The sequence below is a fragment of the Paraburkholderia sprentiae WSM5005 genome, from assembly GCF_001865575.2.
GTDB lineage: Bacteria > Pseudomonadota > Gammaproteobacteria > Burkholderiales > Burkholderiaceae > Paraburkholderia > Paraburkholderia sprentiae.
In genome coordinates this window covers 1,061,433-1,073,574 of the sequence record NZ_CP017562.2, presented here as the reverse complement: position 1 = coordinate 1,073,574, position 12,142 = coordinate 1,061,433, and the positions used below count along the sequence as shown (strand labels likewise).

The following is a 12,142-nucleotide window of genomic DNA, read 5'->3' as shown; positions in this document are numbered from 1 at the left end:
GACGCATGACTTCAATCATTGCCGGTAGCTCGCATCGATCCGATCGACGCGCCGCACCAGCGCCTCGAATACGTCCTGCCCAGCGCCGTAGCGCGGGTCGAACTGCAGCGCTTCGCGCGAGCAGCGGATCGCGACCTCCTCCGGCACCGGCCGCGCGCGGCCCATCGAGAACGTGGCCAGCTGGATTTCGCACGCGCGATTCAGCGTCCACAGAATCGCGAAAGCCTGCGGCAACGTACGGCCCCACGATAGCAGACCGTGGTTGCGCAGGATCACCGCCTGCCGGTCGCCGATATGCGCGAGCAGTCGCGGTCCCTCTTCTGCATGAATCGTGATGCCTTCGAAATCGTGATACGCGATCCGGTCGTGCAACTGCGCGCTATAGAAGTTGGTCTGCTGCAAGCCCTCTTCGAGGCAGGCCACCGCGACGCCCGCCGTCGTATGCGTGTGCATCACGCAGTGCGCGTCGGGCAAGCCCTCGTGAATCGCCGCATGCACCACGAAGCCGGCCGGATTCACCGGATACGGCGAGCCGTCGAGCACGCGCCCCCGCGCATCGATCTTCACCAGATTGCTCGCGGTGACTTCGCTGTAGTGCAGCCCGAACGGGTTGATCAGAAAGTGGCGCTCGGCGCCGCTTACGCTTTCGGGTACGCGCAGCGTGATGTGGTTGTAGATCATCTCGGTCCAGCCGAGCAGGTCGAAGATCCGGTAGCACGCGGCGAGCTGCACGCGAGCCTGCCATTCGTCGGCGTGCATCGCGGCGGACCCGGGTGGGCTTGCCGGTTGCGCCTCGAGGGTCGCGGCCATCGTCGATGTCTCCATGATTGTCGTTGTGACGGCGCGCCCGTGCGCGCCGCCCTTCCCTGCGCCCGACGGCTTCAGGCGCCCGACACCACCGCCGCGATCGACGACGCGACGTAGTCCGCGTTGCGCGCGTTGAGCCCGGCGACGCACATGCGACCCGAGCGCAACACATACACCGCGTATTCGTTGCGCAGACGCTCGACCTGGCTTTCGGACAGGCCCGTGTAGGTGAACATGCCGCGCTGCGCGACATAGCGCGCGCGCATCACTTCATCGACGCGTCCGTCGAGCCCCGCGTGGATCACCTTGCGCATCGCCAGAATGCGCTCGCGCATCGCGCCGAGCTCGGCTTCCCACGACGCGCGCAGCGTCGCATCGGCGAGCACGTTGGCGACGAGGCGCGCGCCGTGCGTCGGCGGATTGCTGTAGTTCGCGCGCACCGCCGACATCAGTTGGCCCGCCACGCGCGCGGCTTCGTCGGCGCTCTTGCAGACCACGCTCAACGCGCCGACGCGCTCGCCGTATAGCGAAAAATTCTTCGAGAACGAGTTCGCGACGATCAGCGGCACGTTCGCGTCGGCGAGCAGGCGCACCGGCGCGGCGTCCGCTTCGAGGCCCGCGCCGAAACCCTGATAGGCCATGTCGACGAATGCGATCAGCTCGCGGCGCTGTAAAACCGGCACCAGTTCCGCCCATTGCGCCGGGCTCAGATCGACGCCGGTCGGGTTATGGCAGCACGCGTGCAGCAGCACGATGCTCTTGGCCGGCAACGCGTCGATCGCGGCGAGCATGTCGGCAAAGCGTAGGCCGCCCGTTTGCGGGTCGTAGTACGGATACGTGTTCACCTTGAGCCCGGCGCCTTCGAACACGACGCGATGGTTTTCCCAGCTCGGATCGCTGATCCACATTTGCGAGGCGGGGAAGTAGCGCTTCAGGAAATCGGCGCCGACCTTCAGCGCACCCGAGCCGCCGAGCGTTTGCAGCGTCGCTATCCGGCCTTCGGCGCGCGCCGCGCTGTCGGTGCCGAACACGAGCGCCTGCGCGGTGTCGCGATAGAGCGGCAGACCCGCCATCGGCAAATACGAGCGCGGGCCGATCGCATCGAGCAGCGCGGTTTCGGCGCGGCGCACCGCGTCGATCACCGGCAGCTTGCCGGCGTCGTCGAAATAGATGCCGATGCTCAGGTTGACCTTGTTCGGCCGGGGGTCCAGCTGGAAGTCTTCGTTCAGGCTCAGAATCGGGTCGCCCGGATAGGCGGGAATATGGTCGAACATGACGGATCCTTGAAGACGGCCTGTAAAGGCCTGTTGTAGCGGTCGTCTGCGCGGCGCGGGACGACGGGGCAAACCTCAAGTCTAAGCGGGTTTGCCGGGCGAAGTCGACCGGCAAGCGTGTCGGTCGTCGGCGCACCCTCGATCCCGAAACGATTCGCGAAGTGTGCGCGTATCGGTCGACTGAGCGCGCGCTGTCGCCACCGGCCGATGGCTTCACGGTTAACGGGCACGCGCGCGTCACGCGGCGCGACGCCTTCAGACGCCGCTAAAAGCTGACTTGTGGATGATGCTGCGCTGGCGTAACGTCGTCTACGTGAAAACAATTTCAACATGGTCGCTGCTGGTGCTGACCTTGCCCACGGAAATTTCACGGCCCGCATGCGGTTCTGGCGCGCGCGTCAAGGCGGCCGTGGACGCGCAGAGCGCAAGCGCGCTAACGCTGCACGGCACTTTGGCTGCGTGATGCCACCGCGGCCACTTGCGCGCAGCGGTGGTAACCCGCGCCGTGGGAGGGTCTCATGAGAACCTTGCAACACTGGGGCTTGCGTTCAGCGGTCCTGTCGTACCTCGTCCTTCTCGTTTTATCCGCAGTTGCAGGCGTTGTGCTGTACAGGATTCCACCCGCCGCCGCGCAAGAAGGAGCCCATGGCCTGCCGCTGACGCATGTCGCCGACATCCCGCTGCCGGGTCGCGCCACGCGGCTCGATTACGAAAGCTACGATCCCGTTCGCCATCTGCTGTTCATCGCCCACCTCGGCGACGGGGAAGTGATCGTCTTCGATGTGGGTGACTCGCGCGTGATCGCACGCATTGCTGGCGTCTCATCCGTTCACGGCGTGCTCGCCATTCCCGACCTGGCACGCGTGTTTGCTTCGGCAACAGGAACGGACCAAATCGTCGCCATCGACGAAGCGACGCTCAAAATAGTCGCGCGCATGCCGGGGGGGCATTATCCGGACGGCATGGCTTACGCGCCGGAGGTGCACAAGCTCTACGTGTCAAACGAGACCGGCAATACCGAGACCGTCATTGACGTTCGCAGCAACCAGCGCGTCGCGACGATTCCGCTTGGCGGCGAGGTCGGCAATACCCAATACGATCCGCGATCCCATCACATCTTCGTCAACGTTCAGAGCCGCGACGAACTCATTGAAATCGACCCTGCCGTCGACCGGATCGTTGCCCGTTTCAGGCTTCCGGGATCCGAACACAATCACGGACTGCTGATTGATGCTCAGGATCGGCTCGCCTTTATCGCCTGCCAGGGAAACGACAAACTGCTCGTTTTCGATTTGGGAGCGCGGCGCATTATCCAGTCGTTCGGCATCGGCAGCGACCCGGACGTGCTCGCGTTCGATCCGGCACCGGGCACGCTTTATGTGGCGGGCGAAGCTGGCATCGTTTCGATGTTCAGCCTCAGAGGCGCGAATATCGAAAAGATCGGTGAAGGCCGTCTCGGACCTAATGCGCATGTCGTCGCCATCGACCCGACTACACATCATTCGTTTTTCGCGCTGAAAGACGTCGGCGGACGTCCAGTGCTTCGTATCATGTCATCGCCATGACGCGACGGCTCGCGGAACTGAAAGCACGCAGCTCGCGGGGAATTCGACGATCGACATCGCCTTCCTGCGTGGAACTTCACCGCGAAGCCGCGCGTCTCGCGTAGGGTGCCGGCCGAGCCGCGCGGATCTGGCACGGTCGGCGTCAGAACCGGTAGTTGATCGATACGTCGGCGACGCCGGTCGAGCGGCTGCGCGCGATCGGACTGTTGCCCGCGCTACCGACCAGCTGCTCGAACGCGCCGTCGGCGGTCGCGAACCAGTGCTTGTTGAACAGCCAGATCATACTGACGCCGAAACCCACCGACCTGAAGCCCGCGCTCGCGTGGTACTGCGGATACTGCGAATGCGCGGCCTGCTCCTGATTGACGCCGAACCAGCTGTTCATGTAATTGGAGTCCGCAAGCGTCACGTTCGGGCCGGCGAACCAGAAAAACTGCTTCGTGCTGCCCGGCATCGGCAGGTAGGCGCCGAGATCGCCGATCCAGCCGTTCGAACCGCCGAAATAGCGGCGGATATCGGCGCGCAGTACGAGCGGAAAATTCTTCGACACGACGTACTCGCCCGACAGCTTCAGACCCGGCGCCGGGTTGATGTTGCCGAGCCCGTTGAGTTCCTGGGGATCGTTTTGCCCGCGCCGCCCAAGGTCGTAGACCGCGGCGAGACTCATGCGCCAGTTCTCGCCCTGCACGAAATTGACGCCGAAGCCTTCGCCGCTCGACAGGAAGAATAGATCCTTATAGCGCACGTCGACGCTCGGGCCGGCCACGAGGTGATAGCGGTCCGATCCCGTGAAGCGCGGCTGGAACGACGTGGCCACGCCGACGCGCAGTTGCCAGTCCGGAATGTTCGGCTGCCAGATTTTCTGTAGCGGAATACCCGCCGAGTATTGCCATTCGGCGAGCGGCGACGGCGTCTGCGCGAAGACCACGCGAGGCAGGCAGGCCATCGCACCCAAGGTCGCGGCGACGAGCGCGCGCGCCGCGATGCCGGTTTGTTTATGGCGGGGCATGGCGCCCCGCTTCTTTCTACGGCTGTTCAACACCGGAAGCCTCCAATCTCACGCGTCGCGAAGAGGTTAGGTTCTCGCCCGGAGTCCAGTGCGGACCCAAAAAGCACGGACGACCGCCGCACTGCTACTTACGGCGTGTAATTTTTGCAGCCAATGCCGCGGGCCGCGATGCGCACGAAGCGCGCTGAGCCCGCTCGACCCACGCGGTCGTGCGGTCATTGCGCGCCATCCTGGCGCGCCACGGTGACGCGGACAGTGGCGAACGGCACAATCGTTCGCAAGATATGCGCCAAGTCTGTGGAAGATTGATGACGACCGCGATGCAACGAGCAACGCGAAGGCAGTTCAGCGATGCAGCCGCACCGCTGGCGCCCCCGTTCAAAAAGGTGCTATTGCCCGGCGTCGACGAGCACCGGCTTGTCGCGATACAGCTCGGGAAACAGGCGCTTAAGGTTGGCGATTTTCGGCATGTCATTGAACGCGATATAGGCCGAATCGGGATGCAACGTCAGATAGTTCTGGTGATACGACTCGGCCGGATAGAAGCCCTTGTACGGCTCCGTCTTCGTGACGATCGGCGCGGGGAACACGTGCGACTTGTCGAGCTGCGCGATATAGCTTTGCGCGACACGCCGCTGCGCGTCGTTCAGCGGAAAGATCGCGGAGCGGTATTGCGTACCGCTGTCGGGCCCCTGACGATTGAGCTCGGTCGGGTCCTGAACCACCGAGAAATAAACCTGCAGCAACTTGCCGTAGCTGACCTTGCCAGGATCGAACGTGACTTGCACCGATTCGGCGTGCCCCGTCTCGCCGCCGCTGACGGTCTCGTACTGCGCGGTGTCGCGGGCGCCGCCCGAGTAGCCCGACACCGCCCGCGTGACGCCCCGCACGTGCTGGAACACGCCCTGAACACCCCAGAAGCAGCCGCCCGCGAACACCGCGGTTTCCTCGTGCGCGGTGCTGGCCGGGATCGGCTCGTCGAGCGCGGGCGGCGCGATCACGACGGCTTTCTCCGCCGAGAACGCGACGCGCTGCGCGAGCGGCAACGCGAGCGCGGCCGTGCCTAGCAGCAACGCCATCGTGGCCGTGCGTGAGCGTTTCGACGTATTGTGGAACGAGGTAAAGAATTGCCGTCTGTTGCCAGTCATGATGGTCGCTCCGGAAAAGTGCCGACGCTAACCCGCCGTCGCACGATGCTGCCGGGGCCGCGCGCGGGTGCGTCGAAGCTTGGTCGCGCGGGCGCTGCGCTTATGACAGCATTTATGACAGCATGCGCGTTTTCGCCGCCGGTTGCGCGGTTGCCCGGCGGCGCGGCTCAGAGCGGAAATGTCGTGGTCGACAGGATTTCCTTCAGCACCATGAACGAGCGGATCTGCCGCACGCCCGGTAGATAAAGTAATTGCTCGGCGTGCAGGCGATTGAAGCTGTCGCTGTCGCGCGTGCGGATCACCATGAAATAGTCGAACTCGCCCGTCACCACGTGACACTCCATGCAGCCGGCCACTTTCTGCGCGGCCTTTTCGAACTCGGCGAACGACTCGGGCGTCGAGCGATCGAGCACCACGCCGATGATCACGAGCATGCCCGCGCCGGCCGCCTTCGGATCGAGCAATGCGACCACGCTGCGAATCAGCCCCGATTCCTTCAACCGTTCGACACGCCGCAAACACGCGGGTGGGCTCAGCTTCACTTTCGCGGCGAGCGCCACGTTCGAAATCGACGCGTCGGTCTGCAACTGCCGCAGGATCGCGCGATCGATGCGGTCTAGCCCGTGGTGCGGATCGGCCTGCGCCTTGGGCGGAGTCGGGGTTGCGCCGGAAGGTTTCGATCCAGCACGAACTTTCGTTGCGTTCATCGAGGCACGTACAAAATTTTGTTATCGATCGAGCTTCCGTTGATTTCTAAAAATACGTCCGCGCCATTTTTTTCGCAAGCTCATTTCTAGCGGTTTTTCTTACCATGAAGGCACGGAAGTCAACTCACCACGGAGCCGCGATGAACCTGCAACGATTCCCCCGCTACCCGCTCACCTTCGGACCGACGCCGATCCAGCCGCTCAAGCGGCTGAGCGAACATCTCGGCGGCAAGGTCGAGCTTTATGCCAAGCGCGAGGACTGCAATAGCGGCCTCGCGTTCGGCGGCAACAAGACCCGCAAGCTCGAATATCTGATCCCCGACGCGCTCGCGCAGGGCTGCGACACGCTGGTGTCGATCGGCGGCATCCAGTCGAATCAGACGCGCCAGGTCGCGGCGGTTGCCGCGCATCTCGGTCTGAAATGCGTACTCGTGCAGGAAAACTGGGTCAACTACTCGGATGCGGTGTACGACCGTGTCGGCAACATCCAGATGTCGCGCATCATGGGCGCCGACGTGCGGCTCGTGCCGGACGGCTTCGACATCGGCTTTCGCAAGAGTTGGGAAGACGCGCTCGACAGCGTGCGCGCGGCCGGCGGCAAGCCGTACGCGATTCCGGCCGGCTGCTCGGATCATCCGCTGGGTGGGCTCGGCTTCGTGGGCTTTGCCGAAGAGGTGCGTCAGCAGGAAGCCGAACTGGGCTTCAGGTTCGATTACATCGTCGTGTGTTCGGTGACGGGTAGCACCCAGGCGGGCATGGTCGTCGGTTTTGCCGCCGACGGCCGCGCCGATCGCGTGATCGGCATCGACGCATCGGCGAAACCGGCGCAGACGCGCGAGCAGATCATGCGCATCGCGAAGCGAACCGCCGAGCGCGTCGAGTTGGGCCGCGACATCACCGCGAAGGACATCGTGCTCGACGAGCGCTACGGCGGGCCGGAATACGGTCTGCCGAACGACGGCACACTCGAGGCGATCCGTCTGTGCGCGCGACTCGAAGGCATGCTGACCGATCCGGTCTACGAAGGCAAGTCGATGCACGGCATGATCGACAAGGTGCGCAACGGCGAATTTCCGGCCGGCTCGCGCGTGCTGTATGCGCATCTGGGCGGCGTGCCGGCGTTGAGCGCGTATAGCTTTATTTTCCGCGACGGCTGACGGTTTAGACGACGGGCGTGCGCGCTTCGGCTTCAGGTTCGGAGTCAAGCTCGAGTTCAACCCGCGAGCTTCTTCCTGAGATGCTTGCGCAGAAACTCGACGAATGCGCGGATCGTGACCGAGCTTTGCCGATGCTGCGGATACACGGCATAGACGCCCGTCGCCGTCGGCAGGAAGGCTTCGAGCACCGGTACGAGCTGGCCATTCGCCAGCGCATCGGCGACGATGAAGTCGGGAAGCCGAACGATGCCAAGTCCCGCCACCGCGGCATCGCGAATCAGATCGCCGTTATTGGCCCGCAACGGCCCTCGCACCTCGATGCTCGTCATTGCGCCGTCGACGCTGAACTCCCAGCTGACCGCGCCGCCGTGACCGTACAGCAGACACTGGTGCTTCGCGAGATCGGCCGGCACGGCCGGGTTGCCGCGTCGACGTAGATAGCCGGGGCTGCAACACGCGACCATCTTCACATCGATCAGCTTCTGCGCGATCAGCGACGAATCCGCCAGCGTGCCGATGCGGATCGCCATGTCGAAGCCTTCGCCGACCACATCGACGGCGCGGTCGCTCAGTTCCATGTCGAAGCGCACGTCGCGATGCTCGCGCAGAAACGCCGCGACGAGCGGCGACAGATGCATCATTCCAAACGACATCGGCGCGCTCACGCGCAGCAGCCCGCGCGGCGCGGCGCGGCGCAGCGACATGGCCTGCTCGGCGTCCTCGACCTCGCCGAGGATGCGCTTTGCGCGCTCGTAAAACTCTTGGCCCAGATCGGTCACCGCCAGCTTGCGCGTGTTGCGAATCAACAGTTGCACGCCGAGCGCTTCTTCCAGCCCCATCACACGGCGGCTCACGAACTGTTTCGACAGCGACAGCCGGTTCGCCGCCGCGGTGAAATTATGGGCGTCGACAGTGGCCACGTAGATCCGCATGTCATCGAGCTGCATCGTATTGTCCACTCCACGGCGACAGTGTTTCCGGTTTTCACCATGATTATAGCCATCGGGATTGACCTACACTGTCGTTCATGGATCGCAGCCAAACATCTGGCCCGGATCACACGAAAAACCCAAGGAGAAACAGCATGCTCGACATCAGACACGCCAACCAACGTGGCCGCGCGGAACACGGCTGGCTCAGCTCGCGTCATACGTTTTCGTTCGCGAACTATCACGATCCGAAGCAGAACGGCTTCTCCGACCTGCTCGTGATCAACGATGACCGTGTGGCGCCGGCGCAGGGCTTCGGCAAGCATCCGCATCGCGACATGGAGGTCTTTTCGTACGTGCTGGAAGGCGCGCTCGAACATAAGGACACGATGGGTACAGGCTCGGTGATCGTGCCGGGCGACATCCAGTTGATGAGCGCGGGCACCGGTGTGGCGCACAGCGAATACAACCATTCGAAGAGCGAACCGGTGCACTTCCTGCAGATCTGGATCGCGCCGGCTGAGCAAGGCACCAAGCCGCGCTATCAGCAACAGCACTTCGACGCGGCCGACAAGCGTGGGGTGCTGCGGCTCGTGCTGTCGCCGGACGGTGCGAACGGTTCGCTGCAGTTGCAACAGGACGCGCGCGTGTACGCCGGTCTTTTCAACGGCGACGAAACCGCACGGCTCGAACTCGCGAACGACCGCTATGCGTATGTTCACGTGGCGCGCGGCAGCGTCGCGGTGAATGGCGTCGAGCTTGGCGAGGGTGACGGCGCGCGAGTGCGTGGCGAACAAGCGCTGACCTTCACGCAAGGCCGCGACGCGGAAGTGCTCGTGTTCGATCTGCGGAACATCGAAACCTCGGCGTTGTGGGCATAAACGCTCTGCTTGCGCCGCTATTGATCCAATCTGAGCGCGGCTCGCCGGACGACGATTTGCAGCGAGCTTCGCTCCTCTGCGCTAGCAGTAGAAATCACGTTTGACGAAACAAGGCCCGCGTCCATGCGGGCCTTGTTTCGTGCACAAACTAAAACGGCGACCCGCAGGCCGCCGCTTGTCTCTGTCATCAACCCGATCAAACCGCTGCTTCGGCTTCCGCTTCGACGGCCACCGCGACTTCTTCGCTGTTGCGGATCAAGTGATCGAATGCGGAGAGCGATGCTTTTGCGCCTTCGCCCACGGCAATGACGATCTGCTTGAACGGCACCGTGGTGACGTCGCCGGCGGCGAACACGCCCGGCACCGACGTCGCGCCACGTGCATCGACGACGATCTCGCCGTGCTTCGACAGCTCGAGCGTGCCCTTCAGCCATTCGGTGTTCGGCACCAGACCGATCTGCACGAACACGCCTTCGAGCTCGACGTTCTTCACTTCGCCCGACGCGAGGTCCTTATAGATCAGACCGTTGACCTTCTTGCCATCGCCGGTGATTTCCGTGGTCTGCGCCTGCGTGACGACCGTCACGTTCGGCAGACTGCGCAGTTTGCGTTGCAGCACCTCGTCTGCACGCAGCGTCGCACCGAATTCGAGCAACGTCACTTCGCGCACGAGACCCGCGAGGTCGATCGCGGCCTCGACGCCCGAGTTGCCGCCGCCGATCACCGCGACGCGCTTGCCCTTGAACAGCGGGCCATCGCAGTGCGGGCAGTACGCGACACCGTGGTTGCGATACTCGCGCTCGCCCGGCACGTTGATTTCGCGCCAGCGCGCACCGGTCGCGAGGATGATCGTCTTCGCCTTGAGCACCGCGCCGTTGGCCAGACGCACTTCGTGGATGCGCCCCGGAATCAGCGCTTCGGCGCGCTGCACGTCCATGATGTCGACGTCATAGGCTTTCACGTGCTGTTCGAGCGCCGTCGCGAACGTCGGTCCTTCGGTTTCGGTCACGGAGACGAAGTTTTCGATCGCGAGCGTGTCGAGCACCTGACCGCCGAAACGCTCAGCCACGACACCGGTCGCAATGCCCTTGCGCGCCGAGTAAATGGCCGCTGCTGCGCCCGCCGGGCCGCCGCCGACGATCAGCGTGTCGAACACCGGCTTGTTCTCCAGTTCCTTCGCGGCGCGCGCACCGGCGTTGGTGTCGAGCTTCGCGAGGATTTCCTTCACGCCGCTGCGGCCCTGACCGAAGGTCTCGCCGTTCAGGAACATCGTCGGTACCGCCATGATCTGGCGCGCGTCGACTTCGTTCTGGAACAGCGCGCCGTCGATCGCGACGTGACGGATGCGCGGATTGATCAACGCCATCACGTTCAGCGCCTGCACGACTTCCGGGCAGTTCTGGCACGACAGCGAAAAATACGTTTCGAATTGATAGTCGCCGTCGAGGCTGCGGATCTGTTCGATCACCGCATCGTCGAGTTTGACCGGGTGGCCGCCGACCTGCAGCAGTGCCAGGACGAGCGACGTGAATTCATGCCCCAGCGGAATGCCGGCGAAACGGATGCCGGATCCCTTGCCCGCTTCGCCAATCGAAAACGACGGCTTGCGCTCGCTGTCGCCGCGACGCTCGACCACCGTGACACGCTCCGACAGCGTCGCGATGTCGTTCAGCAGCGCCAGCAGTTCCTGCGACTTCGCGCTGTCGTCGACCGAGGCGACGAGCTCGATAGGCTTGCTAACTTTTTCGAGGTACGACTTCAGTTGAGTCTTGAGATTGGCGTCAAGCATGGCGTGGCGATTCCGTGACGAAGGGTATGGGTATCCCGGCGCCGCACGCATCCGGATAGGACAGGTACGGCCCGGGGACGCGCGAAGCGCCGTATGGGCGACTCGCGCGGTAAGGCGCCGGGAAGCTCCCGGAAGATGCAGACTGCGGGGTGCAGCGTGAGCTGCGCAGACCTTAGATCTTGCCGATCAGGTCGAGAGACGGGGTCAGCGTTTCAGCGCCCGGCGCCCACTTGGCGGGGCACACTTCGCCCGGGTGCTTCGCGATGTACTGAGCCGCCTGGACCTTGCGCAGCAGCTCGCCAGCGTCACGGCCGATGCCGTTGTCGTGGATTTCGCACAGCTTGATCTCGCCTTCCGGGTTGATCACGAACGTGCCGCGCAGCGCGAGGCCTTCTTCTTCGATCAGCACGTCGAAGTTGCGCGAGATAGCGAGCGTCGGGTCGGCCAGCATCGGGTACTTGATCTTGCGGATCGTGTCCGACGTGTCGTGCCAGGCCTTGTGCGTGAAGTGCGTATCGGTCGACACGCTGTAGATTTCCACGCCCAGCTTCTTGAAGTCGTCATAACGATCGGCCAGGTCACCGAGTTCGGTCGGGCATACGAACGTGAAGTCGGCCGGGTAGAACACGAAAACCGACCACTTGCCCTTCAGGCTTTCTTCAGTGACGGTCTGGAAATCGCCGTTGTGAAAAGCCTGTGCTTTGAACGGTTTGACTTGACTGTTGATGATCGGCATTTGCTGAGTCCTCTCTGAGGGGGTTGGAAAAGTAGAGCCAGTATGTCAGACGGCGCTTAATAGGTAAAGTGGATTGTGTTAATCAGTTCGATAGTCTGACCCTATTCACTTTAGCGGCGCAAGCTATCGGCTTGGATGTG

12 protein-coding genes and 1 pseudogene are annotated in these 12,142 nt (G+C 63.5%); 5 read left to right on the top strand and 8 right to left on the bottom strand.

Features of this window, described 5'->3' with window-relative positions; translation table 11 throughout:
- Positions 1-15: 15 nt before the first annotated feature.
- Both BJG93_RS21660 and BJG93_RS21655 read right to left on the bottom strand, forming a co-directional pair.
- Positions 16-810, bottom strand: a complete 795-nt coding sequence (locus BJG93_RS21660) for a class II aldolase/adducin family protein (protein WP_027194204.1) — start codon at positions 808-810, stop codon at positions 16-18.
- Positions 811-881: 71 nt separating this feature from the next.
- Complete coding sequence (locus BJG93_RS21655) at positions 882-2,081, bottom strand: amino acid aminotransferase (RefSeq protein ID WP_027194205.1); 1,200 nt, start codon at positions 2,079-2,081, stop codon at positions 882-884.
- Positions 2,082-2,209: 128 nt separating this feature from the next.
- On the opposite strand from BJG93_RS21655, the pseudogene BJG93_RS36460 reads away from it, so the two are divergent.
- The 3 genes and pseudogenes from BJG93_RS36460 to BJG93_RS21645 all read left to right on the top strand — a co-directional run.
- Positions 2,210-2,350, top strand: a pseudogene (locus BJG93_RS36460) (LysR family transcriptional regulator); the annotation flags it as partial.
- Positions 2,351-2,364: 14 nt separating this feature from the next.
- Positions 2,365-2,544, top strand: coding sequence for a hypothetical protein (locus BJG93_RS21650; RefSeq protein WP_027194206.1), 180 nt, complete (start codon positions 2,365-2,367; stop codon positions 2,542-2,544).
- 55 nt (positions 2,545-2,599) lie between these two features.
- The gene (locus BJG93_RS21645) at positions 2,600-3,646 is read left to right on the top strand and encodes a YncE family protein (protein ID WP_071336642.1); all 1,047 of its coding nucleotides are present in this window, start codon (positions 2,600-2,602) and stop codon (positions 3,644-3,646) included.
- A gap of 142 nt (positions 3,647-3,788) precedes the next feature.
- On the opposite strand, the gene BJG93_RS21640 is transcribed toward BJG93_RS21645, so the two are convergent.
- From BJG93_RS21640 to BJG93_RS21630, 3 genes are all read right to left on the bottom strand, one after another.
- Positions 3,789-4,688 carry a MipA/OmpV family protein gene (locus tag BJG93_RS21640; RefSeq protein WP_027196294.1) on the bottom strand — a complete coding sequence of 300 codons (900 nt, stop codon included), beginning with the start codon at positions 4,686-4,688 and terminating at the stop codon, positions 3,789-3,791.
- Positions 4,689-5,044: 356 nt separating this feature from the next.
- The gene (gene msrA / locus BJG93_RS21635; RefSeq protein WP_027196293.1) at positions 5,045-5,803 is read right to left on the bottom strand and encodes a peptide-methionine (S)-S-oxide reductase MsrA; all 759 of its coding nucleotides are present in this window, start codon (positions 5,801-5,803) and stop codon (positions 5,045-5,047) included.
- Positions 5,804-5,970: 167 nt separating this feature from the next.
- Positions 5,971-6,510 (bottom strand): Lrp/AsnC family transcriptional regulator, encoded by a 540-nt coding sequence (locus tag BJG93_RS21630; protein ID WP_027196292.1) that lies wholly within the window; start codon positions 6,508-6,510, stop codon positions 5,971-5,973.
- A gap of 140 nt (positions 6,511-6,650) precedes the next feature.
- On the opposite strand from BJG93_RS21630, the gene BJG93_RS21625 reads away from it, so the two are divergent.
- A complete protein-coding gene (locus BJG93_RS21625; protein ID WP_027196291.1) occupies positions 6,651-7,667 on the top strand; it encodes a 1-aminocyclopropane-1-carboxylate deaminase in 1,017 nt (338 codons plus the stop codon).
- A gap of 56 nt (positions 7,668-7,723) precedes the next feature.
- Here the strand turns inward: BJG93_RS21625 and BJG93_RS21620 are convergent, their stop codons facing one another.
- Entirely contained in the window at positions 7,724-8,614 is an 891-nt protein-coding gene (locus BJG93_RS21620; protein WP_027196290.1) for a LysR family transcriptional regulator, read from the bottom strand.
- 137 nt (positions 8,615-8,751) lie between these two features.
- Between BJG93_RS21620 and BJG93_RS21615 the strand changes: the two genes are divergently transcribed.
- Positions 8,752-9,477: a pirin family protein gene (locus BJG93_RS21615; protein WP_027196289.1), complete on the top strand. Its 726-nt coding sequence runs from the start codon at positions 8,752-8,754 to the stop codon at positions 9,475-9,477.
- 196 nt (positions 9,478-9,673) lie between these two features.
- On the opposite strand, the gene ahpF is transcribed toward BJG93_RS21615, so the two are convergent.
- Together ahpF and ahpC are read right to left on the bottom strand one after the other, a co-directional pair.
- Positions 9,674-11,266 carry an alkyl hydroperoxide reductase subunit F gene (gene ahpF, locus BJG93_RS21610; protein WP_027196288.1) on the bottom strand — a complete coding sequence of 531 codons (1,593 nt, stop codon included), beginning with the start codon at positions 11,264-11,266 and terminating at the stop codon, positions 9,674-9,676.
- A 172-nt stretch (positions 11,267-11,438) separates the two neighbouring features.
- Complete coding sequence (ahpC, locus tag BJG93_RS21605) at positions 11,439-12,002, bottom strand: alkyl hydroperoxide reductase subunit C (protein WP_027196287.1); 564 nt, start codon at positions 12,000-12,002, stop codon at positions 11,439-11,441.
- Between the last annotated feature and the right edge of the window lie 140 nt (positions 12,003-12,142).